This is a genomic window from Microbacterium sp. R1 (genome assembly GCF_015159725.1).
Lineage (GTDB): Bacteria > Actinomycetota > Actinomycetes > Actinomycetales > Microbacteriaceae > Microbacterium > Microbacterium oxydans.
Genome location: NZ_JADDUD010000001.1, coordinates 564,784 through 587,662, shown reverse-complemented (window position 1 = coordinate 587,662; position 22,879 = coordinate 564,784). Strand labels below are relative to the sequence as shown.

The window sequence follows — 22,879 nt, the reverse complement described above, 5'->3', positions numbered from 1 at the left end:
GGGCGGGGGCTAGATCGCGGTGCCACCACACCTTCGCCGATCGCTCATCGGCCTCTCGTCGATACGCCGGACGCGCGGGAGCCGCTCGCCCCGAGAGGCCGAGGGTCGTCACTCCTCGCAGCTGCCGCCGCCAGCGTAGCATCGGGCTCCGGCTCGCTCACATCGCTCCCGCCTCGCGTCTCGCTCACCAGCACGGCCGCGACACCCGCCGCGCAGAGTCCGAATCCGAGGAGGGTGACGCCGGTGAGCGGCTCGCCGAGGAGTAGCGCCCCCGCTGCCGCGGTGGTCGGTGCGACGAGGAACAGCAGCGCGTTGAGCGCTGTGATGCCCACCCGGCGGAGCAGCCACCAGTACAGCCCGTACGCGGCGAGCGTCGGAGAGGCGGCCGCGAACCCTGCTGCCAGCCAGAACGATACCGACGCCGGAGGAACGAGAGCCCCGGACACCGCGGCGATCGGCACGAGCGCCACGGTCGTCACCGTCACGTGGATGGCCAGGGTCAGGAGGGTTCCGGTGCGCGGAGCCGAGCGCCGTTGCAGGAAGGTGCCGACGATCAGGCACGCCATCGCGAGAGCGGGCCAGACGTAAGCGGCGGGATGCGCCTCTGAATCGTCGAGCTGCGACCGCACCACCAGCAGGACACCGCCGGCTCCGACCACGAGTCCGAGCCACTGCGCACCGCGCACACGCAACCCGAGCAGCGGCCCGACGAGGACCGCGACGATGAGCGGCTGCACCGCATCGATCAGCGCGGTCGTTCCGGTCGCGACCCCCGCGGCGATCGCCGCGTAGACCGACACGCAGTACCCGAACTGCGCGAACAGGCCGATGAGCGCCTGCCGCCCGAGATCCGCCCGGCTCACGCCTCGCGCTGCCCCTGTGGCGGCGACGGCCACGAGCAGGACCACGGCCAGCGGCACGAATCGCCAGACGAGCAGTGTCAGGGGAGAGACGGCGTCGACGGCGATCGCGGGCACGAGGAATCCGGAGCTCCAGGTCACCACGAACGCCGCGGCCGCCAGAACCGTCACCATGCCGCGAAGTAGACCGATCTGTTTACTCATCTGTGCGACTATACAGGTCGGTTTACTCACCGGCTATAGTGGAGGCATGGCCGTCCCGGTACCCGAACTCGCCCCGCTCACGCCGGGCGCCACACGCGTGCTCGACGCGGCGTCCCGGCTCTTCTACGAGCGCGGCATCCACGCCGTCGGCGTCGACACGATCGCAGAGGCGGCCGGGGTCACGAAGAAGACGCTCTACGACCGCTTCGGGTCGAAGGAGGCCCTCGTCGTCTCCTACCTGCAGCACCGGGATGCCCTGTGGCGCGCGCACGTCGCACGACACCTGGAATCCGTCTCCGGACCCGGGGTCGAGCGGGTGCTCGCCGTATTCGACGCCGCGATCACCTGGTCCGACGAGTACAGCCCGAAAGGGTGCAGCGCCATCAACGCGCGGGCGGAGATCGGCGACGGCCACGACGGTCACCCGGTCTTCCCCGAGGTGTCGCGCCAGAAGGCGTGGCTGCTCGACCTCTTCCTCGAGCTGTGCCGCGAGGCCGGGGTCACCGAACCCGAGCTGATGTCGAAGGCGATGATGCTGCTCTACGAGGGCGCGATCGTCACGGTCGGCATGGAGACGTTCAGGGAGCCCTTCGTCGTCGCACGGCGACTCGCGCGCTCGACCCTGGCGGAGGATCGAGGCTGACCCGCCCCCCTCAGCTGTTCGACGGGCGAGGAACCCTGCGACGCAGGAGCGGCACGACGGCGGACGCCACCACGACGATCGCGGCGGCGAGCGCAGCCGTGCCGAAACCGCCCGTCGCGACGACGGCGATCGTTCCGAGCACCGCGATGCCGAGACCTCCACCGAGGGCGAAGCCGACCTCCTGGATCGCTCCGACCTGTCCGGCGTCGTCTTCGACGGTGACGTCGAACAGCGCCGTCGCGGCGAGCGTCGCGCCGATGCCGAACCCCAGACCGACGAGCACCAGCGGAGCAGCCACGATCTCGGGGTCGGTGAACAGCCACAGCATCCCGACCGCCTGCAGCAGGAGCGCACCCACGGTCAGGGTCTCGGTCCGCAGCCAGCGGAGCGCGATCGGGGCGATCACCCCGCCGATGGCGATCGCGGCGGCCTGCGGCAGGATCGCGAGGCCGGCCTCCGCCGCGGTCCAGCCCCTCGTGTCCTGCAGATGCAGGCTGACGAGCAGGACGGACGCCGAGGACACCCCGCTGGCGACGAGGATGCGGGTGATCGCGGGGCTGAAGCCGGGGATCGCGAACAGGCGCATGTCGATGAGCGGTTCGGGCAGTCGGCGCTGGCGCAGGATGAAGTACACGAGGCTGCCGACAGCGACCACCGCGGCGATCACCGCCGGCACGGGGGCGGCGAGCGCCTCATGCAGTGCGAAGGCGAGTGCGCCGAGGGCCACGATCGACGTGACGATGCTCGGGAGATCCCACGACGGCGTCCGCGAGCTGCGGGAGTCGGGCACCAGCCACACGGCCAGCACTCCGGCGAGCGCCGCCAGCGGGACGCTCCCCAGCAGCAGCCAGCGCCACCCTGGGCCCTCCGCCAGGAGTCCGCCGAGAACGGGACCGAGCGCGCTGCCCACTCCGAAGGTCGCGGTCCACAGCCCATAGGCGAGCACCCGCTCCCTGGCGTGATACTTGGCCCCGATCGTGGCGACCACCCCGGCGACGACGAACGCCTCGGCCACACCGAGGAGCGCCCGGATCACGATGAGCAGCAGACCGTTCTGCGCGAATCCGCCCACCGCGTTGAGCACGGCGAATCCGCCGAGACCGATCAGCACGATCCGTTTGCGCCCGAAGGCGTCGCCGATCCGCGCAGCGAGGATGAGGGTGGCGGCGAGGGAGAGTGCATAGACGTCGGCCAGCCAGAGCCCCTCGGTGTCGCTGAGTGCCAGCTCGCCGCGGATGGCCGGGAGCGCCGTGGAGACGCTGCTGATGGCGAGGGCGCCGATGAGTATTCCGAGGAGCAGGGGCACCATCGCGAACCAGAGACGGAGGGTCGAACGCGACGGGGACTGAGTGGGGGTGGAAGTCACGTGCTCAGTCTGTAAAGTACAGACAGAAGCTGCAAGTACTGTCATTTCTGTCACGTACTGACACTTCGGATACCGAGAAGGACGACAGAGGAGCGTGCGATGCGGGAGAAGACCGAGCGGATCGTGCGCGAGTGGTCGGAGTCATGCGATGCGGAAGTGTCCATCGCTGTGCTCGGCGGCGCCTGGAAACCGAGCATCCTCACGCTGCTGGGCGAGCACGAGGTGCTGCGGTTCGGGGAACTCAGCCGCCTGTTGGAGAACCCGACAGCCCGCGTGCTCACCCGACAGCTGCGCGAGCTGGAGGAAGACGGCCTCATCACCCGCACCGTCTACCGGCAGGTGCCGCCGAAGGTCGAGTACCGCCTCAGCGAGCTGGGCACGAGCGCGACGCCCCTGCTCGTCGAGTTGACGCGGTGGGGCACGCAGTACGCCGAGCAGCAGCGCGCTGCGACGACCGTCTCCTGAGCCCGCGGTGTGAGTTCGCGGGGGCCGGTCACTGGCTGTCGAGGAAAACCCCGACGCGATCGGCCTCGTACACGAACTGCAGCGCCGTCCCGTCGGGGAAGCGCTCGGTCAGCTCCTTGGGCATGTTGGTGTCGAACGGCACCTCGACGGTCGCGGGGAACGCGCCGACGGCGCACCCCGTGTACATGGGCCCGTCGTAGGTCCAGCCGTTGGACGAGTCGAAGTCGTCCTTGTCCGGCACCTGATCCGCTCTGGCCACCGTGAGGCAGTCCGAGCCGACCGAACCGTTGTAGTAACCGCCTGAGCTCTCCACGATGACCAACCCGTAGAAGTCGAACACCGCGGAGCTCGGACCCACCCCCATCCATCCGGCCGGGATCGCCACGTCGGAGGTCGCGTCGAGCGTGGCGATCTGCGGAGCGCCGGCGGAGGAGGCGACGGGGGTCACCTTCACCAGGGCGAACGTGACGGCAGCCGACATCGCTGCCGCCGCGACGATCGCGACCACCCACAGGATCCTCGTCGTGCGCACCGAGAACCACGCCGCCAGCCGCTCGGCGGGTTCCGCCGTCGGCGGGGCCGCATCGGCGTCGTCGTCCGAGGTGTCGAAGACGCCGAGCGCATCGCCTTCCGCGTCCTCGGGCTGTCGCCTCGACCGTCTGGTGCGGCTCACCGGTTCCGCAGCGCGCGTCGGCTCCGAGTCGATGGTCTCCATCGCCGGTGCGGGCGGGACGACGTCCTCGGCCCTGGGCCTCGGCTGTCTCCGTGCCTCCAGCTGCTGGAGCCGTCGGAGTGCGGCGGGATCGTCCTCGATGTCCGCCGTCGGACCATAGGCGCGGGCCCGGAGGGCGCGAAGCTCTTCATCAGCCGCAGTGCTCATCTCCGGCATCGTCTCACACGGCGGAGCTCAGCCGCAGAACGCCGAGGCCGAGTCCTTGAGCTGTTCGATCGCTTCGACCGTCTCCGGAGCCTGCAGGTCTGTCATGCCGCCGATCTGCGTGGCGCCGGAGCGGATCAGATCGCCCAGCTGTCCGTCGACGTTCGCCGCGATCCCCTCGAGCGAGGCGACGAGGTCGTCGCGTGCGGCGTCGGCCTGCTCGGCCGAGACCGCGCCCTGATCGAGCAGCGCCTGGTACTGCCCGTAGGCATCGTCGATCGTGGTGCAGGTCGCCTGCACGTCGATCCCGACGGCGTCGCCCGCCATCTGCGTGACCTGCGAGCAGCCGGCGAGCGCCCCGGCACCGAGTCCGGCAGCCAGGACGAGAGGAAGGACCACGATTCGGCGCATGGCACGAGGCTAGCCGCTCGACCTGACGAGCCCCTGCGACCCGCCTCGGCGCCTCCGCTCGGAGCCTATGCACGGGCGCCGCCGTCTATCATCGCAAGCGCGCGGTGTCCGGGAGGTGGGGTGGGATGAAGATCATGCTCGTGGACGACGACGCGGAGATCCGTCTCGGTTTCACCACCGCGCTGCGACGTCGCGGTCACACCGTCGAGACCGCCGAGGACGTCGCCTCCGCACGCCTGCTCGCGGAACGCACGACCCCCGACGTCGCGATCATCGACGTCATGCTCCCCGACGGCGACGGGTTCTCGCTGTGCCGGGAGATCCGGGCGCGCTGGGGCTTCCCCACCGTGATGCTGACCGCCCGTGACGAGGATGCCGACGTCGTCGTCGGTCTCGACGCGGGAGCGGACGATTACATCGCCAAGCCGGTCAGCGTGGCCGTGCTCGAGGCACGTCTTCGGACGGTTCTGCGTCGCAGCTCCCGGCTCGCCGCGGAGCCGCTGCGGGTCGGATCCCTCGAGCTGCACGAGGACTCGGCGGAAGCCCTGGCGGGGGGCGAGGCCCTGCCGCTGAGCGCGACCGAGTTCCGCCTGCTGCATGAGCTGGCGCTGAACGACGGGCACACCCTCAGCCGTTCGCGCCTGATCGACGCCGTCTGGGCGCAGTCACCGCCCGACACCTCCCGCGTCGTCGACACCGCCATCCAGCGGCTGCGTGCGAAGCTGACCGCTGCGCACGTCGCGACTCCGCAGCTGGAGACCGTGCGCGGGATCGGATACCGGCTGCGATGACGGCCCGTCGCCGGCTCACGCTCCGCACCGCCATCGCCCTCGCCCTCATCGGCAGCACGGTCGCCGTCTCCGTCCTCGTCACCGGCGTCGTCGTCTTCACCGCGGGCAGGATCGTCTACGAGTCCAGGCAGCAGGGTCTGCTCGACGAGTTCTCGACGACGGCGGATGCCCTGTTCACGTCCATCTCCACGGTGTCTCCCGAAGACACGTGGAGCTACTACGCCGAGATCCTCCCCGGCGAGACGGTCATCATCGACCTCGGCAGTGGCCGCAGCGCGGGCGAACTCCGACCGGATCAGGTGCCGGACGCCCTGCGCATCGACGACAGCCGCCGCTCCGGCGAGGTGACCTCGCTGATGACCACGCTCGACGACCGAGAGGTGTTCTTCGTCTCCGTCGTCCGCGACGACCTCCCCCAGGACCCGAGCGGCCGCCTCGCCGTGGTCACCGCGTACTCGATGCAGCCGCAGCAGGAGCAGGTGCGGGAGCTGGTCGTCTCCGGGGTGCTCCTCAGCGCGGGCGTCGTGGTCCTCGTCGTCCTGCTCGAGCGCCTGCTGGGCGGTGCGCTGACGCGTCCGCTCCGCCGCCTCGTCGACACGGCGCGGGCCGTGGGCTCCGGCGAGGGCCCTCCGGCGTGGAAGCCGTCGTTCGACGACGTCGACCGTGTGGCCGACGCACTCCGCCTCTCTTCAGAACGCCTGGGCGACACCATCGGGCGGCTTCGACAGCGCGAGGCGGAGTCGAGGCAGCTCGTGAGCGACGTCGCCCACGAGCTGCGCACCCCCCTCACCTCGATGATGGCGGTCGACGAGATGCTCGACGACGACGAGCAGACGACGGCCGAGGAGCGAGTGGTCGCCACAGCGGTCGTGCGCATGGGGACGCGCCGACTGCACACCCTGATCGAGCACCTGCTCGAGCTCTCCCGCCTCGACGCCGGAGTCGCACGCGTGCACCGCACGACCGTGGTGCTGCACGACCTGCTCGCCGATGTGGTCGACACGACGGGAGTCGACGTCGACGAGCTGTCGGTCGCGCCGAGCCTGCGACTGCGTACCGATGCGGCGCGACTGCACACCGTGGTGGCCAATCTGCTCACGAACGCCTCCCGCCACGGGCGCCCGCCGGTCGTCATCCGCGTGCGGGAGGACGGTGACGTGCTGCACATCGACGTCGGCGACCACGGGCCCGGCATCGCCGGCGCCGACAGCGAGCGGGTGTTCGACCGGTTCGTCACGACGGATCGGTCGCGCTCGGACGGCGCCGGGACCGGACTCGGACTCGCGATCGCTCGTGACAACGCCCGCCTCCTCGGCGGTGATCTCGCGCTGCTGTCCGGATCCCCGGGCGCGACCTTCCGGGTGACCGTTCCTCGGCTGTGACACTCGTGTGACATTCGTGCTCGACACTGGCTGCTCGCCGATGCCGAGAGGTCTTCCCCATGAGTCTTCCCCCGCTTCCAGCTCCGAGCCGACGGCGCCGGAGGCGCCTCCGGCGCTTCCTCACCCTGGCCGCCGTCGCGGTCCTGGTCATCGGCGGGGGCACGGTGGCCGTCGCGGCGCTCCGGCTGTCCCAGAACGTCACCACGGTCGAACTGCACCCCGCCCGTACGGATGAGCCTCCCGTCGTGGCGGATTTCGACGGCGCATTCGATGTGCTGCTCGTCGGCTCGGACGGCCGCGCGGGGCAGGGAGCGCAGTACGGAGAGGGCGGAGACGTCGAAGGCAGCCGGAACGACGTCACCCTGCTGCTGCACGTGAACGACGCTCACGACGCGGCGACCGTGATCTCCTTCCCCCGCGACCTGCTCGTCGACATGCCCTCCTGCAGCGATCCCGACACCGGGAAGACGTGGGCTGCGGGGCACCGGGTGCAGTTCAACGAGTCGCTCTCCCGCGGCGGGCTGGGCTGCGTCGCCTCGACGGTCACGGCCCTCACCGGTATCGATCTCGCCTACGCGGCGGAGATCAGCTTCACGGGGGTGATCGATGCCTCGAACGCCGTCGGCGGCGTGCCGATCTGCTTCGCCGGCCCCGTCCACGATCGCCACTCCGGACTGGAGATCCCCGAGGCCGGGACCTACGATCTCAGCGGCGAGCAGGCCCTGGCGCTTCTGCGTTCGCGCTACGGCATCGGGGACGGGAGCGATCTGGCTCGCATCTCGACCCAGCAGGTGTTCCTCTCCTCGCTCGTGCGGACGCTCCGTGACCAGTCGACCCTGACCGACCCGGTGAAGCTGTACGGCATCGCCGACGCGGCGACCAGGAATATGACGCTGTCGACCCCGCTCGCCGACCTCGGCACGCTCGCCTCGATGGCGAAGGTCTTCAGCGACCTGCCGCTCGAGAACATCGCGTTCGTGTCGTACCCGCACCTTCCCGCGGGTGACCGCGTCGTCCCCGACGAGCAGTCGGCCGCCGCGCTGATGGAGCGGGTGATCTCCGGTGAGACGGTGAGCATCAGCTCCGACCACACCGGCCGTGGCAGCGAGCTCTCCCCGCCGGCCACCCCGCCGTCCGACGACTCCGAGGGCGCGGAGACGACGCCACCGGAGACGACACAGCACGATACGACACAGCCCGATACGACGCGGCCCGATGCGAACACCCTGCCGTCGAACGTCGACGGGCAGAGCGCGGCCCAGGACACCTGCGTGCGTCCGAACGCCGGGTAGCGGCTACGCGACTGGTCAGTCGTCGCGTGCGGGCGGATCGAGCGGAACGCGGGAGTTCAGGATGAGCAGCGCGACGCCCCCGACGGCGGAGATCGCGGCGGGGATCCAGAACAGCTGGGGAAGGCCGAGCCACAGCGAGCCGATGCTTCCCACGAAGCCCCCGACGGCGGCGTTGATCGCATAAGAGCTCATGAAGACGCTCGTGGCCATGCCGACGCGGGTGGGGACGAGGCGTTGGGCCACGGTGATGCCCAGCACTCCGAAGGTGGCGATCACTCCTGCCATCAGCACCTGCCCCACGATGAGCGGGACGATGTGCGGCGTGATCTGGCCCGCCGCGGCATAGGAGATGTGCGCGGCGACCGCCATCAGCGCACCTGCCGTGAGCACGCGGGCGAGGCCGAAGCGTGTCGCGAGTCGTGCGGCGAACGGCATGAGGAGGAGCTCGACGAGGGGCTGGAAGCCGATGATCGCCCCGCGCACGCCGGCGTCGACGCGCAGCTCGCCGTCCATGTACAGCGGCAGGTAGGCGAGCTTCACGGTCTCACCGCACATGATGAGCACGTAGATCGCGGTGAAGACCAGGAGCGGCAACATGGAGCGCTGGTGCGGAACGGGCGGCTCGGTGGGCGAGGAGACGGCCTGGCCTGGCTCACGGATCGGCGTGGGCAGCGCCCGCCGTGCCGCGGCCGAGTCGGACTTCACACCGATGAGGGGCACGAGCGAGAGCAGCACGCAGAGGCCGGTCACGAGCAGCAGGGGACGCAGACCGATGACAGCGCCCAGGACGGCGCCGATGATCGGCCCGACGATCCACCCGAACGCCATGGCCATCCGCATCACGGCGACGACCTCGTTGTCGGCGGGCGTCGGCCTGCGGTTGAGCTCGTCCCGCACCGCGGCCTGCAACTGCGCCGCCCCCGCTCCGGCTGTGCTCAGCAGCAGCATGTTGATGGCGAACGGCATCCACGCCTGCATGGCGACCGCCATCAGGACCCATCCGAGGAACCCCGCGATGGCGGAGAGCCGGAAGACCAGCAGTCGCGAGCCGGCGCGGTCGGACAGTGAGCCCACGAGGTATCCGGCGATCGGCGCGGTGAGGTTGGTCAGGAAGTAGAGGCCGGCCTGAGCCGTGGACAGATGCAGCTCTCCCACGAGGAACAGCGTGATCTGCGGGACGGTGACGGAGATCCCGATACCGGAGATGACCAGGCTGATGAAGACTCCGCGCAGGAGCCGGGAGCGGAGGATGTAGCGCGACGCGGACAGCGGTCTGCTCGACGATTCCGCGGTCTCCGAAAGCCGAGATGCCACGCAGAACCATCCTCGTGTGCCGTGCGAAAGGGGGGAACGGCCATGCTATCGAGGACGGAGCGCGTGGAGACTCGAGCCGGCGGTGCCGGCTCGAGTCTCCACTGCTGCTGTCCGGACTGCTGCTGTCCGGACCCCCGCTATCCGGCTGTGGCCGTCAGCGTGAACGGGACGGTCGCAGCGTTTCCCGCGACGTCGTACACGACCAGGGTGTTCGCCCCGGCGACGGCTCCGAAGGCTCCGGGCTTCACGAAGTTGAGGTCGGACCAGACGTTGTCCGTCAGATCCTTCGCCACCCCGTTGAGGGTCAGTCGATCCACCTTGCCCGCGTCGTGGAGCTTGTACGACACCAGACTGTGGGCGCCGTCGGCCCCGACGGTGAACTGTCCGCCGTCCTTGACCGTGACCGTGGGGGCGGTGACATCGAGCGTGAAGTTCACGGTGGTCGTGTTGCCGGCCACGTCGTGCACAACGAGCGTGTTGGACCCTTCCACTGCGCCGAACGCCCCTGGCACGACGCCGTTCAGGTCGGACCAGACATCGTTCGTCAGATCCTTCTCGACGCCGTTGAGCGTCAGCCGATCGATCTTGCCGGCATCCTGGAGCTTGAACGACACCTTGCTGTAGACGCCGTCACGTCCGACCGTGAAGTCGGGCCCGCTCTTGACGGTCGCGACGGGTGCGGTGGTGTCCTCGGCAGCGGCCGTGACCGAGAGGTCGCGAAGACGCCCGAAGTTGTCGAACGAGCCGAAGCCCACCCGCCCCTCGGGGAAGGTCTTGTCGTTCGCGGTCATCAGCGGGGTGTCGAGCCCGTCGACGTAGACGGCGATGTCGCCGCTGTCGGCACAACGGAGCACGCGCACGTCGTGCCATTCCTCGTCGGTGACCGCCGGGGGTGCACCGACAGTGCCGTCCCACTGGTCGTCGATCCGCTCGCGGTCGGCCTTGTCCACCTTGAAGATGCCGTTGTGCGGGTAGATCGAGTTGTCCTGCGAGAGGTGCGCGTAGTAGTACTCCGTGTCCGACTTCCACCCGAAGACGATGATGACGTCGCGGTTGTTGACCGATGCCTTCTCGTCCAGCCGCACCTGCCCGGTGAGGTCGAACGAGCCGAGCTCGTCACCCTGCGTGAGCACGGCGTACTCGAACGGTCGGCGGATCCCGTCGTTCGGGTTGGTTCCCGCCTCGGTGAGCACGACCTCGTCACCGGGGAAACTCCACTTCGCCGGAGTCCGCGGCGCCCAGTCGTCCTTCGCCATCACATCGGTGAGGGTCTCCCCGTCCGGAGTGCACGCGGGCGGGGCCGGCGGCACGACGGGCGGGACCGCGTACAGCGCGTACTGCGCGGCGACCTGTTCCGGCGTCGGCACCGTGTCGAGCAGCATGATGTCATCCATCCGTCCGTTGAACGGGTTGGCCTCCTTCGTGTTCTGCGGGAAGCTCCCGCCGATCTTGATGCCGGCCGGCGCGGTGTCTGACGTGGACCCCTCTCCCCACGGATTCGCCGCGGTGTACTTCCCCGCGAGTTCCTCGCCGTTCATGAACAGCTTCATCTCACCCGCGGCGAAGTCGAAGGTCGCGGCGAGATGCACCCACTGCCCCTTCTTGAGGATCTCGTTCCAGGGCAGGTCAGCCGCGAACGTCCAGGAGCCGGCACCGTCGACGCGGCGCCCGAGTGCCACGAGCTTGAGTTCGCCGTCGACGGTGATGACCTCGAGCAGCGCCCGCACGGCATGTCCGTCGGAGGTGCCGGTGAGCACGCCCGCGAGGCCGATGGCGTTGTACACGTCGTCGGGATTCGCGGTCCCCGAGTTCAGGGCCGGGTGGTCACCGGTCGGCTTGAACCAGCCCATGACGGACGCCTTGTCGGTATCGGCGAATCGGTCGAGCGACTCCACACCCTTCGCGTCGTAGATGCCCGCCTTCCAGTCGTCGTTCGAGGCGGTGCGCGGACTCATCTGCTGCGTCTGCAGCGCCTCGCCCGCACCCGGGTAGGCGCGATCCGCGACCCGCATCTCCACCCCGCCGTTGATCAGCGAGATGGGGGTGCCGGAGCGTCCCTGGTCGAGCTCGACCGTCGGCTTCGTGGCATCCGGGTGATCGAAGTCGTGATGCGTGACGAGGTTCGGCGCGAGCGCCGGGAGGACGAACGGGTTGGCCGGCTCATCGACCGAACGCGCACCCGTCACCTTCCAGATCTTGCCGTTCGCCTTGGACACCAGGTAGAGCTCGCCGTCGGCATCGGAGCCGAACCGCAGGTCGACACGCTTGTCGCCCACCAGCTCCTGGAACGTGGTCTCGACGCCGTCGGCGAAGACCCGCAGCTCCTCGATCGTGGCGAGGTCGGCGATGTCGCCGTCACCTCGCACCATCTCCTCCGCATCGGTGGACAGCACCCAGCCGCGCACCAGATCGGTGAAGAGGTAGCGCCCCTGCAGCTCGGGGATCTCGCCGCGGTAGACGAACCCGCCGTTCACGGCCACTCCCGCATCGCCGGTCTGACCGGGGTCGCGGTTGTGGTCGTAGGCGGCCACCGGGTAGGTGTAGCCGTTCTCGGCATCGTCCTCCGGCAGCGGGAAGATCTGTCGGTTCTCCGCCAGGAAGGAGCCTTCGCGCACCGACCAGCCGAAGTTGTCTCCCGGTTCGACGGCATAGATCGACTCGACCTGCCATTCGCCGATGTGCGCGAGGTACATGGTGTGGTCGCCCTCGGTGTCCCAGCTGATGCGGTGCGGGTCGCGCATGCCGACGGCGTAGATCTCGGGAAGAGCACCGGACTCGTCGACGAACGGGTTGTCCCCCGGCACGCCGTACTCGCCGTTCTCGCTGTCGTCGCCTGTCGGATTCACGCGCAGGATCTTCCCCTGCGGCGTCGCCAGGTCCTGCGGGTTGCCGTTGCCCACACCGTTGCCGCCGTCGCCGACGAGGATGTACAGGTTGCCGTAGTCGGCGTCGCCCGCGGAAACAGTCGGGTTGAACGCGATCTGCTGCACGGTGTGCACGCGTCCGGCGAAGGGGATCCGCATGACCTCGCGGTGCGTTCCCGAGAAGGTCTCAGCGGAGGGATCGCTCGCCTTCCATTCGGTGATCACACTGTGGAATGCCGTGGTGCCGAAGGCCGGGAAGTCGGGGGTGTCTTCGGTCAGCGCCGTGCCGCCCTCGGTGTGAACGGTGTAGAACAGCCCGTTCTCGGCGAAGTCGGGGTGGAACTCGGCGGATCCGAGACCCGTTCCGAGCCCCGCGCTGTTGTGGAAGTTGTCGATGAACTCGTTGCGGACGTTGAGGTACGGCACGTACTCGCCCGATTCCTTGTCGACCAGGTAGAGGATGTCGTTGTTGTCGGGGACCATCAGCCGACCGGAGTCGTCCGGCACCTCATCGAGGTGCGTGATGCGGTTGTGGCGCACCAGGCGCTGGTCCTGCGTGGCCGGCGTCGTCTGCGACTTCGGCAGCTGCGCGAGCTCGGTCACCTCGATGCCGAGGTCGGCGAGTGCGGGGTCGGGAAGCGGGTTGAGCAGCGGCTCGCTCGCCGTGTCGCCGGGCGCGCAGTCGCCGGGGTTGCCCGTCGCGATCGCGAGGTTCTCCCCGGTGTTGTCGACCGCGACATCGTCGAGGAGCAGGCGCCCCGTGCTCGTGGCGCCGTTCTTCCAGAAGAACCGGTCGAGCGCGCCGTTCACGGCCTGCCGGAAGCCGAACTGCTGCTCTGTCCCCTCCGGGAGGCGGGTCTGCTCCTCGTACGCGCCACCCTGGCTGTACACGGTGACCTTGTCAGTCGCGTTGTCGGCGACGATCCACACGCACTGCCAGGCGTCCTTCGACCACACGCCGGCGGGCTTGAAGGCGCCGCCGTCGCGCACGCGCAGCACGTCGTCGTTCTGGTTGTTCACGTAGGCCCGGCTGTGCGCGTAGTCGTTCGGGGCATCCACGTCGGTGAGTCCGAACGAGGTGTCGACGCTGCCGGTGCGCAGGAACCGGAAGAACAGCGTGCCGGTGTCTCCCTCCGCGATGGCGGGGATGGCGCGGTACGACTGCTGCCCTCCCCCGACGGACTCGACGACCTGATTGTTGCCGTTCAACGGGTCGGCGATCACGCGAGGGGCGCCCGACGCCGCCCATCCGTCCTGGCCGTTCAGCGCCACGCGCTCGTACGTCTCGAAATCGATCAGCTCGGTGAAAGGCTCCGCTGCGGCAGCGGGCGTCGCGGTCAGCAGGGCTCCGACGACGGCCGCTGCAGCGACCAGCGCACCTGTTCGTCGCACCTCGAAGGATCGAGGGGGTGGTGCCGCCGACCGGGTGCTCGAGCTTGCGGGTCGCATGATTCGTTCGTGCATCAGAAACCTCTCAACGTCGTCGTCGTGCGGTGTCGTGCCGATGGTTCGTGCCCCTTCCCCGGGGCGGCACTGCAGCGGGGAAGACGTGAAGCGGTACTGCAGCTCAGGGCGGAAGCGCTCTCGCAAGCGCTTTCGCCGAATGGACGAGAAAGGCGGAAGGAGGCAGCGACTGCCTCCTTCCGCCGAGGATCAGCCCGCGTCGGCGACCGAAGGTTTGCCGCCGAGATACAGTGCGGCCAGGGTCGGGTCGGCGAGCAGCTCGGATGCGGGGCCCGAGATGTGCACCCGACCGAGGTCGAGGACGCAACCGATGTCGGCGGTCTCGAGGGCCCGCCGCGCATTCTGCTCCACGAGCAGCACGGCGGTCCCTGCGTCGCGCATCCGCACGATCTGCTCGAACACCTTCTCGGTCGTCTTCGGGTCGAGCCCCATCGACGGCTCATCGAGCAGAACCACCTTGGGGCTGACCATGAGCGACCGCGCGAACTCCACCTGCTTCTGCTGACCGCCGGACAGGAGGCCCGCGAGCTGCTTCCACCGCTCCCCCACGATGGGGAAGAGGTTCTGCACGAACTCGACGCGCTCCTGGATGACCTTCTGGTCCTTCAGGGTGAAGGCACCCAGCATCACGTTCTCGCCGACCGTCATCTCGCGGAAGACGCTGTGCCCCTGCAAGACGTGCGCGAGTCCGTGACGCAGCATCGACTGCGGTCCCTCGCCCGTGATGTCCCGGCCGTCGACGGTGATGTGTCCGGATCGGGGCTTGAGCATGCCGCTGGCCACCTTGAGCACGGTCGACTTGCCGGCGCCGTTCGGGCCGACCAGGCACACCACCGATCCCGGTGGCACTTCGACCGTGAGACCCCTGAGCACAAGAGCGGCACGTCCGTAGCCCGCCTCGATGTCACGCAGCTCGAGCAGGTTCTTCGTTTCAGACTCCAAGGTAGGCCTCCAGGACTCGCGGGTCTTGCTGGATGATCTCCGGCGTTCCCTCGGCGATCTGGCGACCGCGGTCGAACACCACGACGTGATCGCACAGGCTCATGACCATCTCCATGTTGTGCTCGACGATGATGAACGTCTTGCCCTCGTCGTTGAGCTCGCGCACCAGGGTGGCGATGCGTCCGATGAGGGCGGGGTTCACACCTCCGGCCGGCTCGTCGAGCATGATCGTGTCGGGTTCGCCCATGAGCACGCCGGCCAGTTCGAGCAGCTTCTGCTGGCCGTAGCTGAGGTTGCGCGCCTCGGCGTGCTCGAGGTGGTCGATGCCGACGCGCCGCAGCCAACCGCGCGCCCGCTCCAGCTCATCGGGGTCGTGGGCCGAGCGCAGCTGCTGACGGATGCTCGTGCTGCGCACGGCCACGAGCAGGTTCTCCATCACCGTCATGCGGGGGAACACCCGGCACAGCTGGAAGCTGCGTCCGATGCCCGCGCGTGCGATGCGGTCGGGTGACTTGCGCGTGATCGCCTGTCCTCGATAGCGCACTTCTCCGGAGTCCGGCTTGATCATGCCGGTCACGCAGTTGAAGAAGGTGGTCTTCCCGGAGCCGTTCGGCCCGATCAGGCCGTTGACCTTGCCCTCCTGGAACGTGACCGTGGCGCCGTCGACCGCTGTGACGCCGCCGAACGACTTCGTCATCGCGACGGTGCTGAGGCTCTCGAGCGTGGCTGTGGGCTGAGCGGCTGTGTGCTGAGCCGTGGGGGCATTCATGACGACGTCTCCTTCGTCGAGGCATCCGCTGTTCGCGTCCTGTTCTGCTCCAGCAGCTCGCCGGCGGTCACCTCACGGATCGAGGCGGCGCTCGACGACCGGGTGAAGAGGCCCTTCACCGCCGGGATGATGCCGTCCGGCATGAAGAGCACGACGATGCCGAGCAGGATGCCCGTCGCGATCAGGTGGAACTGCGTGTCGCCGAACTCGAGCTTGAAGTACTCCAGCGCGATGCCGACGACGACCGCTCCGAGCAGGGGACCGAAGAGGTTCCGCACCCCGCCGAGCAGCGCCATCAGCACCATGTACGAGCCGATCAGGATCGAGAACTGGAAGATCGGATCCAGGTCGCCGAACCAGAGGGCGTAGAGTCCGCCGCCGAGCGAGACGAACAGGGCCGACAGCACGTAGGCGATCAGCTTGTACCTCGTCGTCGGCACGCCCAGCGCCTGGGCTTTGTCCTCGTCTTCGCGGATGGACTTCAGCGCCGTGCCGAATTTCGACCGGTCGATGATCCACCACGCCACGAGGGCCGCCGCGAGGAGGCCGGCGAACAGATAGTAGAAGATGCGGTGGTGCTCCGGCCGCAGCACGTCGAACGGACGCGGGACGTTCAGTCCCTCCGATCCGCCGGTCACATCCCGCCAGCTCTGGAACACCAGGAGCATGATCAGCACGAAGGCGATCGAGACGATCACGAACGAGGCTCCGCGCACGCGGAGGGCCGCGATGCCGATCGGGATCGCGATGACCGCCACGAGGACCGCGGCCAGGATCCAGGCCAGGAATCCCGGGAGGTCGAGGTACTTGATCAGCAGCCCGGTGCCATAGGCTCCGAGCCCGAAGTAGGCGGCGTGGCCGAGGGAGATGTACCCCGTGAAGCCGCCCATGAAGTTCCACCCGGTCGACAGCACGGCGTAGTTGAGGATCACCACGCCCGCCGACAGGATGTAGGGGTTCGGGGCGATGGTGGGGAACGAGAGGACGAGCGCCGCCCCCACGATCAGGAGGACGATGTTCACCCACTTCGTGGAGGTCCTGCGGACCGGGGCGGGTGGAGCGATCACGACCGTCTCGGTGGCGATCGGCTCTCGGCTAGAAACGCTGGGCAAGACGACCTCCGAAGAAACCTTGCGGACGGAACATGAGCGTGGCGAACAGGGCGACGTAGAAGATCGTCTGCGCCCACGTCGGCCCCAGCGGGAGCTGGAGCAGGCTCTGCGCGACCCCGAGCACGAGGGCGGCGATGGCGGCACCGGGGATGCTGCCGAGGCCGCCGACGACGATGATCGCCATGAGCGGGCCGATCCAGTGCCAGTGCAGCGAGGGGTAGATCGTGGCGTCGAGCGAGAGCGCGGTGCCCCCGATCGCCGCCGTCGCGAGTCCGAGCCCGAATCCGTAGCCGGCGACGCGGTCGGTGTTGATGCCGACCAGCCGTGCAGCCTCGGGGTGCTGGATCGTCGCCCGCAGCGCCTGGCCGAACTTGGTGTACTTGAGCAGCACGAACAGGAGGGCGAGGGCCACGGCCGCGAGACCGAAGGCGATGAGCTTGACCACCGGAACCTGCGCGCCGAAGACCTCGAGGCTCGCGCTCGCGTACGGCAGCGGGATGCGGCGTTGGGTGCCGGAGAAGAAGAACCCGAGCGCTCCCTCGATGATGAGCGCCACCGCGAAGGTGAGCAGCACCGACATCATGGTCAGCGTCAGGGGCTTGAGCCTCGACACCAGCAGACGCTGCATCACGACGCCGGTCACGAAGAACAGCGGCACGGTGACCACGAGCGACACCAGCGGATCGATGCCCGTCTCCCGGTTGAACCACCAGGCGAGGTAGGCGGCCAGGATGAGGAAGGCCGAGTGCGCGATCATGACGACGCGCATGATCCCGAAGTACAGCGTGAGCCCGGCCGCCAGGAGGGCGTAGAGCCCTCCCAGCAGGATGCCGAGGATCAGGCTTTGCAGCAGCAGTGCTCCACTCACGCGCAGATCACCACGTCGGCTTCGGGTACAGGAAGTCGGCTTCCTTGACGTCCTCGGGGAGGACGATCAGGATCTCGCCGTCGATCCACTGCTGGATGAGGTGGGCGCCGGTGGGCTTGCCCGTCTCGTCCCAGCTGAGGGGACCGACGACCGTCTCGACCTCGTTGTCGCGCAACCAGTCGATGAGCTTCTGCTGGCAGTCGCCCTGCTCGGCGCAGCCCACGGCCTCCACCGCCGCCGCGACGACCTGACCGGTCGTATAGGCGTTCGCCTCATCCTCGGATGGCGGGTTGCCGTGCATCTCGGTGTACTTCTCGACGAACTCGACGTTGCTCGGGAACTGCGACTTCGGCGAGTAGCCGGTCGGCGCCAGGATCCCCTCGGTCGCGCCGCCGATCGCCGAAGCGAACTCCGGGTTGGTGGGAGCGGTGGAGAACGCGGCGAGCTCGGGCTGATAGTTCAGCTGCTGCAGCGCGATGATCAGGTTGACCGCGTCCTGGTACTGCGTCCCGCCGATCACGATGTCGGCGTTCGACTGCGCGATCTTCGCGGCGATCGTGGAGAAGTCGGTGGTGTTGGGCGGATAGACCTCGTTCACGAGGATCTCGACGCCCGCATCCTCGAGCTTGTCGCGCAGACCATAGGCGGTGCCCTGCGCGAAGGGGTCGTCCATCGCCGCGACGGCCGCGGTCTCGGGACGCTGGTCCTCGGGAAGGGCCAGCAGGTACTCGGCGAGGTTGTTGTAGTGGTCGTTCGCGATCGCGGGGGCGGCGTAGAAGAGGTTGTCGAAGCCCTGCTCGAAGACCTCCTCTGCGGCACCGGCCGGCTCGACGAACAACATGCCGTACTCCTGCGCGACGCGGGCGGAGGGGACGACGAGACGAGTCGAGAACGGGCCGAACACGAGGTCGACGCCGTCCTGCGCTATCAGCGACTCGTAGTCGGAGACGACCCGGTCGGCGTTGGACTGGTCGTCGAGGATCTTCAGCTCGACCTGCCGCCCGAGCAGTCCGCCGTTCTCGTTGACGATGTCGCGCCAGGCTTCGTACCCGCGCTCGACGCCCTTCCCCGGCTCCGAGAAGTCTCCGGTGAGGGGAAGCGAGATGCCGATGACGATGGGATCGTCGGCGCCACCTCCCCCACCCTGGTCGCCGGTTCCGGAACAGGCCGTAACCGTGAGCGCGGCGATCGAGAGCGTTCCGATCGCCGCAGCGATCCGTCGACCGTGTCTGGGTGCAGTCATCCGAGTCTCCTACGTCATCGTAGCGAAAGCGCTTTCGTAAGCGCTTCCGCCACTATAGTGGGACGGAAGAACGAAGAGCAACCTACAGCGCAATCAGCGTCGATCTTGCTCCTCAGGGGGAGGCTTCGTGAAGCGTGAGGGCGCGCCACGACTCATCGACGTGGCCGAGGCTGCCGGGGTCTCCCTGGCGAGTGCCTCCCGAGCGATGACCGGCGGCTCGGGCATCTCCCCCGAGGTGGCGGCACACGTGCGCGTGATCGCGAAGCAGCTCGGCTATGAGCCGAACATGCACGCACGGGGCCTGGCCGGCGGGCTCGTGCCGACCATCGGACTCGTGGTGCACGAGATCGGCGACCCGTACTTCTCCGACATCGCCAGCGGCGTCATCCGCAGTGCGACCCTCGAGAACCGCTCGGTGCAGATCGCGCAGGCCGACCGCACACCCGACAGCGAGCTCGCCCAGGTGAAGTCGCTGCTGCGTCAGCGCGTCGGCTCGATCATCATCGCGGGTTCCGGGTACGCCGACTCCGATCGCGAGCAGGGCATGTCCGAAGCGCTCCTCGACTTCACCCTCGCCGGCGGACGCGCCGCGGTCATCGGTCGACACCACCTCCCCGTCGACGCCGTGCTGCCGGACAACCACGGCGCCGGCGTCTCCGTCGGGCGTCACCTGGCCGGGCTGGGGCACCGCAGGATCGGCGTCGTCGCCGGCCCCCTCGACCTCAACACGGTCGCCGACCGCATCGCCGGTCTGCGCGAGGGCACCGACGGCACCGGCGTGGAGCTCACCGTCATCTCGCGCGCGTTCACCCGCGAAGGCGGCATCGAGGGCGCAAGGGAGCTGCTCGATCGCGACGTCACGGCCATCGTCGGGCTCAACGACGCCATGGCCATCGGCATCCTCAGCGAGCTGCGACAGCACGGCATCCGCGTGCCAGAGGAGATGTCCGTCGTCGGGTTCGACGACATCGCCGTGGCCGCCGATGTGGCCCCGGCGCTCACGACTGCGCGGATCCCCATGTTCGACATGGGCCAGCACGCGGTGTCCCTCATCCTCCGACCCGCGAGCGATGAGGCGCGCACGATCGAGACCACGCACGAGCTGATCGTGCGGGGCTCCTCCGGCCCACCGCGCACTCAGGAGGCGCCCGCGGTCGATGACTCCAGCTTCGACATCACCTGATTGATCGTGAAGGACGCCGACTTCTGACGGGCGGGGAACTCGGCGAGGGACTGCAGCATCCGGCCCACGTAGGCCTGCGCCGGCACGAACAGGAAGACGTGGTCGAGCACCCAGTCCCAGTAGGTGTTCGAGGTGATGTCCGCGCGCTCATACGGGTCGGTGCGCAGGTTGAACAACTTCGGGAATCGCAGCTCGATGTACGGCTCCTGCCAGACCTGCAGCGTTCCCGCGGCGCGCTGCTCGAGGAACACGAGCTTCCAGTTCTCGAAGCGCAGGGCCGTGAGATCGCCGTCGTCGGAGACGTAGAAGAAGTGCCGACGCGGACTGTGCTCGACGGCGCCGGTGATGTAGTCGAGCTGGTCATGACCATCGAGGTGCACTGTGAACTGCTCGCCGTGCAGCTCGGTCCCCGCTGCCAGCCTCTCGGCGATGTCACCGTCACCCACGGCCGCCAGCAGCGTCACGAACCAGTCGTTGTGGCTGACGATGCCGTTGAGAGTCGACCCCGCCGGGATGCGTCCGGGCCAGCGGACCATCGCCGGCACTCGATACGCGCCCTCCCAGTTGGAGTTCTTCTCGTTGCGGAACGGCGTCATGCCCGCGTCCGGCCAGCTGTTCATGTGGGGTCCGTTGTCGGTGGAGTACATCACGATGGTGTTCTCGGCGAGGCCGAGCTCGTCGAGAAGGTCGAGCAGACTGCCGACGACGTCGTCGTGATCGAGCATCGTGTCGTGGTAGTTCGACTGCCAGCGGCCGGCACGCCCCTTGCTCTCCTCCTTGGTGTGGGTGCGGAAGTGCATATGCGTGGAGTTGAACCAGACGAAGAAGGGAGTGTCGTCCTCTGCCTGGGTACGGATGAAGTCGGCCGCCGCGTCGCGGAACTCCTCGTCGACCGTCTCCATCCGCTTCTTCGTCAGGGGGCCGGTGTCCTCGATGCGCTGGGTGCCGTCGCCGTTCGCCCAGGAGTGGATGACGCCGCGCGGACGGAACCGCTCGCTGAAGCCCGGGAACTCCTCGTCGGTCGGGTAGTCCGGGTGCTCCGGCTCCTCCTCGGCGTTGAGGTGATACAGGTTGCCGAAGAACTCGTCGAAGCCGTGCGCCGTCGGCAGGTGCTCGTCGCGGTCACCGAGGTGGTTCTTGCCGAACTGTCCCGTCGCGTAGCCGTGGTGCTTGAGTGCGTCGGCGATCGTGGGGTCTTCGGGCTGCAGTCCCAGCTTCGCCCCCGGCATCCCGACCTTGGTGAGTCCGGTGCGGTACGGGTTCTGCCCCGTGATGAAGGCCGCGCGCCCGGCGGTGCAGCTCTGCTCGCCGTAGTAGTCGGTGAATTTCACGCCCTCGTCGGCGATCCGGTCGATGTTGGGGGTCCGATAGCCCATCAGACCATCGGAGTAGGTGCTCAGGTTGCTGATGCCGATGTCATCGCCCCAGATGATGAGGATGTTGGGCTTCTCAGCCATGGGAGACTCCTTGCTTCAACCGGTGAGGCGAGGGCGATCACCCTCGGTCGAAGCCAAACAGTTCCCCTCACGGAAACCCAGCGGGTCTCACTCGGAGCGGGTGAGCCGGAACCCGATGTGCGACATGCCCGTGTCCTCGGCCTGCGGCGAGCGCGCCGCCGGCCGGAAGCGCAGGCAGTAGTCGGGCGAGCAGAGGTGCGATCCGCCTTTGAGAACGCGGCGCGGGATGTCGGGGAATCCCTCCTGCGCGCTCGCGGCGGCCAGGAGGTTCGTGCGCTTGCCGGCATCGACGGGGGTGTCCGAAAGGCGGAGGTGGCGCGGGGTGTAGAAGTCGGTCGTCCACTCCCAGACGTTCGCGATCATGTCGTAGAGGCCGTAGCCGTTCGGAGGGTACGAGCCGACCGGGGCCGTGCCGCCCACCCCCTGGTTGTCGTAGGGGAAGCGTCCGAGCCACGAGTTCGCCTGCGCGACGCCGCCCGGGTAGGCCTCGTCACCCCATGCGAAACGTGCACCCTCGAGACCGCCGCGGGCCGCGTACTCGTGCTCGGCCTCGGTGGGCAGTCGCATCCCCACCCAGTCGGCGTACGCGACCGCATCCTCGAACGCGACGTGCACGACCGGATGCTGCAGCCGGTCGTCGATCGACGAGTCAGGGCCGAACGGCCGACGCCAGTACGCTCCCGGCTGCCAGCGCCACCAGTTGCGCCAGTCCCCGAGGTTCGTCGGGCCCGACGTCGGCGTGAACACCATGGCCCCGGGCACGAGGTCGGCCGGATCCGCACCGGCGAAGGCCGCGGGATCGAGTGGACGCTCCGCGACCGTGACGTACCCGGTCGCATCGACGAACTCGGCGTACTGGGCGTTGGTCACCTGGTAACGATCGATGAAGAACGAGGCGACCTCGCGCTCGTGCACCGGGCGCTCATCGGGGTAGAAGTCCTCGGATCCCATCAGGAACGTACCGCCGGGGATGTGGACCATGTCGCGGGAGTTCGTCACGAGACCGAGCGTAGTGTCCGGTTCGCCCGCGGTCCGGGTGATCTGGGAAGATCATCCGCATGATCACCGTTCATCTGCGCTACGAGATCGATCCGGACAAGCTGGACGAGTTCACCGACTACGGCCGCACCTGGATCCGTCTCGTCGAGAAGCACGGCGGCACCCACCACGGCTACTTCCTGCCGAGCGAGGGCGACAGCGACGAGGCCTTCGCCCTGTTCACCTTCCCCTCCCTCGCGGAGTACGAGGTGTATCGGACGGCATCCAAGACCGATCCGGAGTGCATCGAGGCCTTCGACTTCGCGCGCAGGACGCAGTGCATCCGTCGATACGAGCGCCGCTTCCTCAGCCCGGTCTTCGACGGAGCGTAGGC

The 22,879-nt window shown here is 68.5% G+C and carries 20 protein-coding genes; 7 read left to right on the top strand and 13 right to left on the bottom strand.

Annotated elements, in window-relative coordinates:
* Positions 1 to 44: 44 nt before the first annotated feature.
* Positions 45 to 1,064, bottom strand: a complete 1,020-nt coding sequence (locus tag ILP86_RS02835) for a DMT family transporter (protein WP_227750898.1) — start codon at positions 1,062 to 1,064, stop codon at positions 45 to 47.
* A 46-nt stretch (positions 1,065 to 1,110) separates the two neighbouring features.
* Between ILP86_RS02835 and ILP86_RS02830 the strand changes: the two genes are divergently transcribed.
* Positions 1,111 to 1,707, top strand: coding sequence for a TetR/AcrR family transcriptional regulator (locus tag ILP86_RS02830; RefSeq protein ID WP_193761314.1), 597 nt, complete (start codon positions 1,111 to 1,113; stop codon positions 1,705 to 1,707).
* A 10-nt stretch (positions 1,708 to 1,717) separates the two neighbouring features.
* On the opposite strand, the gene ILP86_RS02825 is transcribed toward ILP86_RS02830, so the two are convergent.
* Complete coding sequence (locus tag ILP86_RS02825) at positions 1,718 to 3,073, bottom strand: MFS transporter (protein WP_193761313.1); 1,356 nt, start codon at positions 3,071 to 3,073, stop codon at positions 1,718 to 1,720.
* A gap of 99 nt (positions 3,074 to 3,172) precedes the next feature.
* On the opposite strand from ILP86_RS02825, the gene ILP86_RS02820 reads away from it, so the two are divergent.
* Positions 3,173 to 3,538, top strand: a complete 366-nt coding sequence (locus tag ILP86_RS02820) for a helix-turn-helix domain-containing protein (protein ID WP_193761312.1) — start codon at positions 3,173 to 3,175, stop codon at positions 3,536 to 3,538.
* A gap of 28 nt (positions 3,539 to 3,566) precedes the next feature.
* Here the strand turns inward: ILP86_RS02820 and ILP86_RS02815 are convergent, their stop codons facing one another.
* Positions 3,567 to 4,418, bottom strand: coding sequence for a hypothetical protein (locus tag ILP86_RS02815; RefSeq protein ID WP_193761311.1), 852 nt, complete (start codon positions 4,416 to 4,418; stop codon positions 3,567 to 3,569).
* 27 nt (positions 4,419 to 4,445) lie between these two features.
* Positions 4,446 to 4,826, bottom strand: a complete 381-nt coding sequence (locus ILP86_RS02810; protein ID WP_046747641.1) for a hypothetical protein — start codon at positions 4,824 to 4,826, stop codon at positions 4,446 to 4,448.
* Positions 4,827 to 4,951: 125 nt separating this feature from the next.
* Between ILP86_RS02810 and ILP86_RS02805 the strand changes: the two genes are divergently transcribed.
* Genes ILP86_RS02805 through ILP86_RS02795 form a run of 3 tightly spaced genes read left to right on the top strand, consistent with a single transcriptional unit; the run spans position 4,952 to position 8,291 of the window.
* Entirely contained in the window at positions 4,952 to 5,617 is a 666-nt protein-coding gene (locus ILP86_RS02805) for a response regulator transcription factor (RefSeq protein WP_193761310.1), read from the top strand.
* Positions 5,614 to 6,999 (top strand): HAMP domain-containing sensor histidine kinase, encoded by a 1,386-nt coding sequence (locus ILP86_RS02800; protein ID WP_193761309.1) that lies wholly within the window; start codon positions 5,614 to 5,616, stop codon positions 6,997 to 6,999. Before ILP86_RS02805 ends, ILP86_RS02800 begins: the two co-directional genes overlap by 4 nt.
* A gap of 59 nt (positions 7,000 to 7,058) precedes the next feature.
* Positions 7,059 to 8,291 (top strand): LCP family protein, encoded by a 1,233-nt coding sequence (locus ILP86_RS02795; protein ID WP_193761308.1) that lies wholly within the window; start codon positions 7,059 to 7,061, stop codon positions 8,289 to 8,291.
* Between the two features lie 15 nt (positions 8,292 to 8,306).
* Here the strand turns inward: ILP86_RS02795 and ILP86_RS02790 are convergent, their stop codons facing one another.
* The 7 genes from ILP86_RS02790 to ILP86_RS02760 all read right to left on the bottom strand — a co-directional run bounded on the left by ILP86_RS02790 (position 8,307) and on the right by ILP86_RS02760 (position 18,867).
* Complete coding sequence (locus ILP86_RS02790; RefSeq protein ID WP_193761307.1) at positions 8,307 to 9,605, bottom strand: MFS transporter; 1,299 nt, start codon at positions 9,603 to 9,605, stop codon at positions 8,307 to 8,309.
* A 137-nt stretch (positions 9,606 to 9,742) separates the two neighbouring features.
* Positions 9,743 to 13,861, bottom strand: a complete 4,119-nt coding sequence (locus ILP86_RS02785) for a PQQ-dependent sugar dehydrogenase (RefSeq protein ID WP_308431871.1) — start codon at positions 13,859 to 13,861, stop codon at positions 9,743 to 9,745.
* A gap of 261 nt (positions 13,862 to 14,122) precedes the next feature.
* Complete coding sequence (locus ILP86_RS02780; RefSeq protein ID WP_046747639.1) at positions 14,123 to 14,875, bottom strand: ABC transporter ATP-binding protein; 753 nt, start codon at positions 14,873 to 14,875, stop codon at positions 14,123 to 14,125.
* Positions 14,865 to 15,644, bottom strand: a complete 780-nt coding sequence (locus ILP86_RS02775) for an ABC transporter ATP-binding protein (protein ID WP_046747638.1) — start codon at positions 15,642 to 15,644, stop codon at positions 14,865 to 14,867. Before ILP86_RS02775 ends, ILP86_RS02780 begins: the two co-directional genes overlap by 11 nt.
* On the bottom strand, positions 15,641 to 16,756 hold the full coding sequence (locus tag ILP86_RS02770; protein WP_227750897.1) for a branched-chain amino acid ABC transporter permease: 1,116 nt from the start codon (positions 16,754 to 16,756) through the stop codon (positions 15,641 to 15,643). Before ILP86_RS02770 ends, ILP86_RS02775 begins: the two co-directional genes overlap by 4 nt.
* Positions 16,740 to 17,624, bottom strand: a complete 885-nt coding sequence (locus ILP86_RS02765; protein WP_046747637.1) for a branched-chain amino acid ABC transporter permease — start codon at positions 17,622 to 17,624, stop codon at positions 16,740 to 16,742. Before ILP86_RS02765 ends, ILP86_RS02770 begins: the two co-directional genes overlap by 17 nt.
* Before the next feature lie 7 nt (positions 17,625 to 17,631).
* The gene (locus ILP86_RS02760) at positions 17,632 to 18,867 is read right to left on the bottom strand and encodes an amino acid ABC transporter substrate-binding protein (RefSeq protein ID WP_058630709.1); all 1,236 of its coding nucleotides are present in this window, start codon (positions 18,865 to 18,867) and stop codon (positions 17,632 to 17,634) included.
* 127 nt (positions 18,868 to 18,994) lie between these two features.
* On the opposite strand from ILP86_RS02760, the gene ILP86_RS02755 reads away from it, so the two are divergent.
* Positions 18,995 to 20,050 (top strand): LacI family DNA-binding transcriptional regulator, encoded by a 1,056-nt coding sequence (locus ILP86_RS02755; protein WP_193761305.1) that lies wholly within the window; start codon positions 18,995 to 18,997, stop codon positions 20,048 to 20,050.
* Here ILP86_RS02755 and ILP86_RS02750 read toward each other — a convergent pair.
* The gene (locus ILP86_RS02750; protein ID WP_193761304.1) at positions 20,005 to 21,507 is read right to left on the bottom strand and encodes an arylsulfatase; all 1,503 of its coding nucleotides are present in this window, start codon (positions 21,505 to 21,507) and stop codon (positions 20,005 to 20,007) included. The genes ILP86_RS02755 and ILP86_RS02750 overlap by 46 nt on opposite strands.
* A gap of 87 nt (positions 21,508 to 21,594) precedes the next feature.
* Positions 21,595 to 22,488 (bottom strand): formylglycine-generating enzyme family protein, encoded by an 894-nt coding sequence (locus ILP86_RS02745; protein ID WP_179516081.1) that lies wholly within the window; start codon positions 22,486 to 22,488, stop codon positions 21,595 to 21,597.
* Positions 22,489 to 22,565: 77 nt separating this feature from the next.
* On the opposite strand from ILP86_RS02745, the gene ILP86_RS02740 reads away from it, so the two are divergent.
* Positions 22,566 to 22,877 carry an NIPSNAP family protein gene (locus ILP86_RS02740; RefSeq protein WP_046747632.1) on the top strand — a complete coding sequence of 104 codons (312 nt, stop codon included), beginning with the start codon at positions 22,566 to 22,568 and terminating at the stop codon, positions 22,875 to 22,877.
* The last annotated feature ends 2 nt before the right edge of the window (positions 22,878 to 22,879 follow it).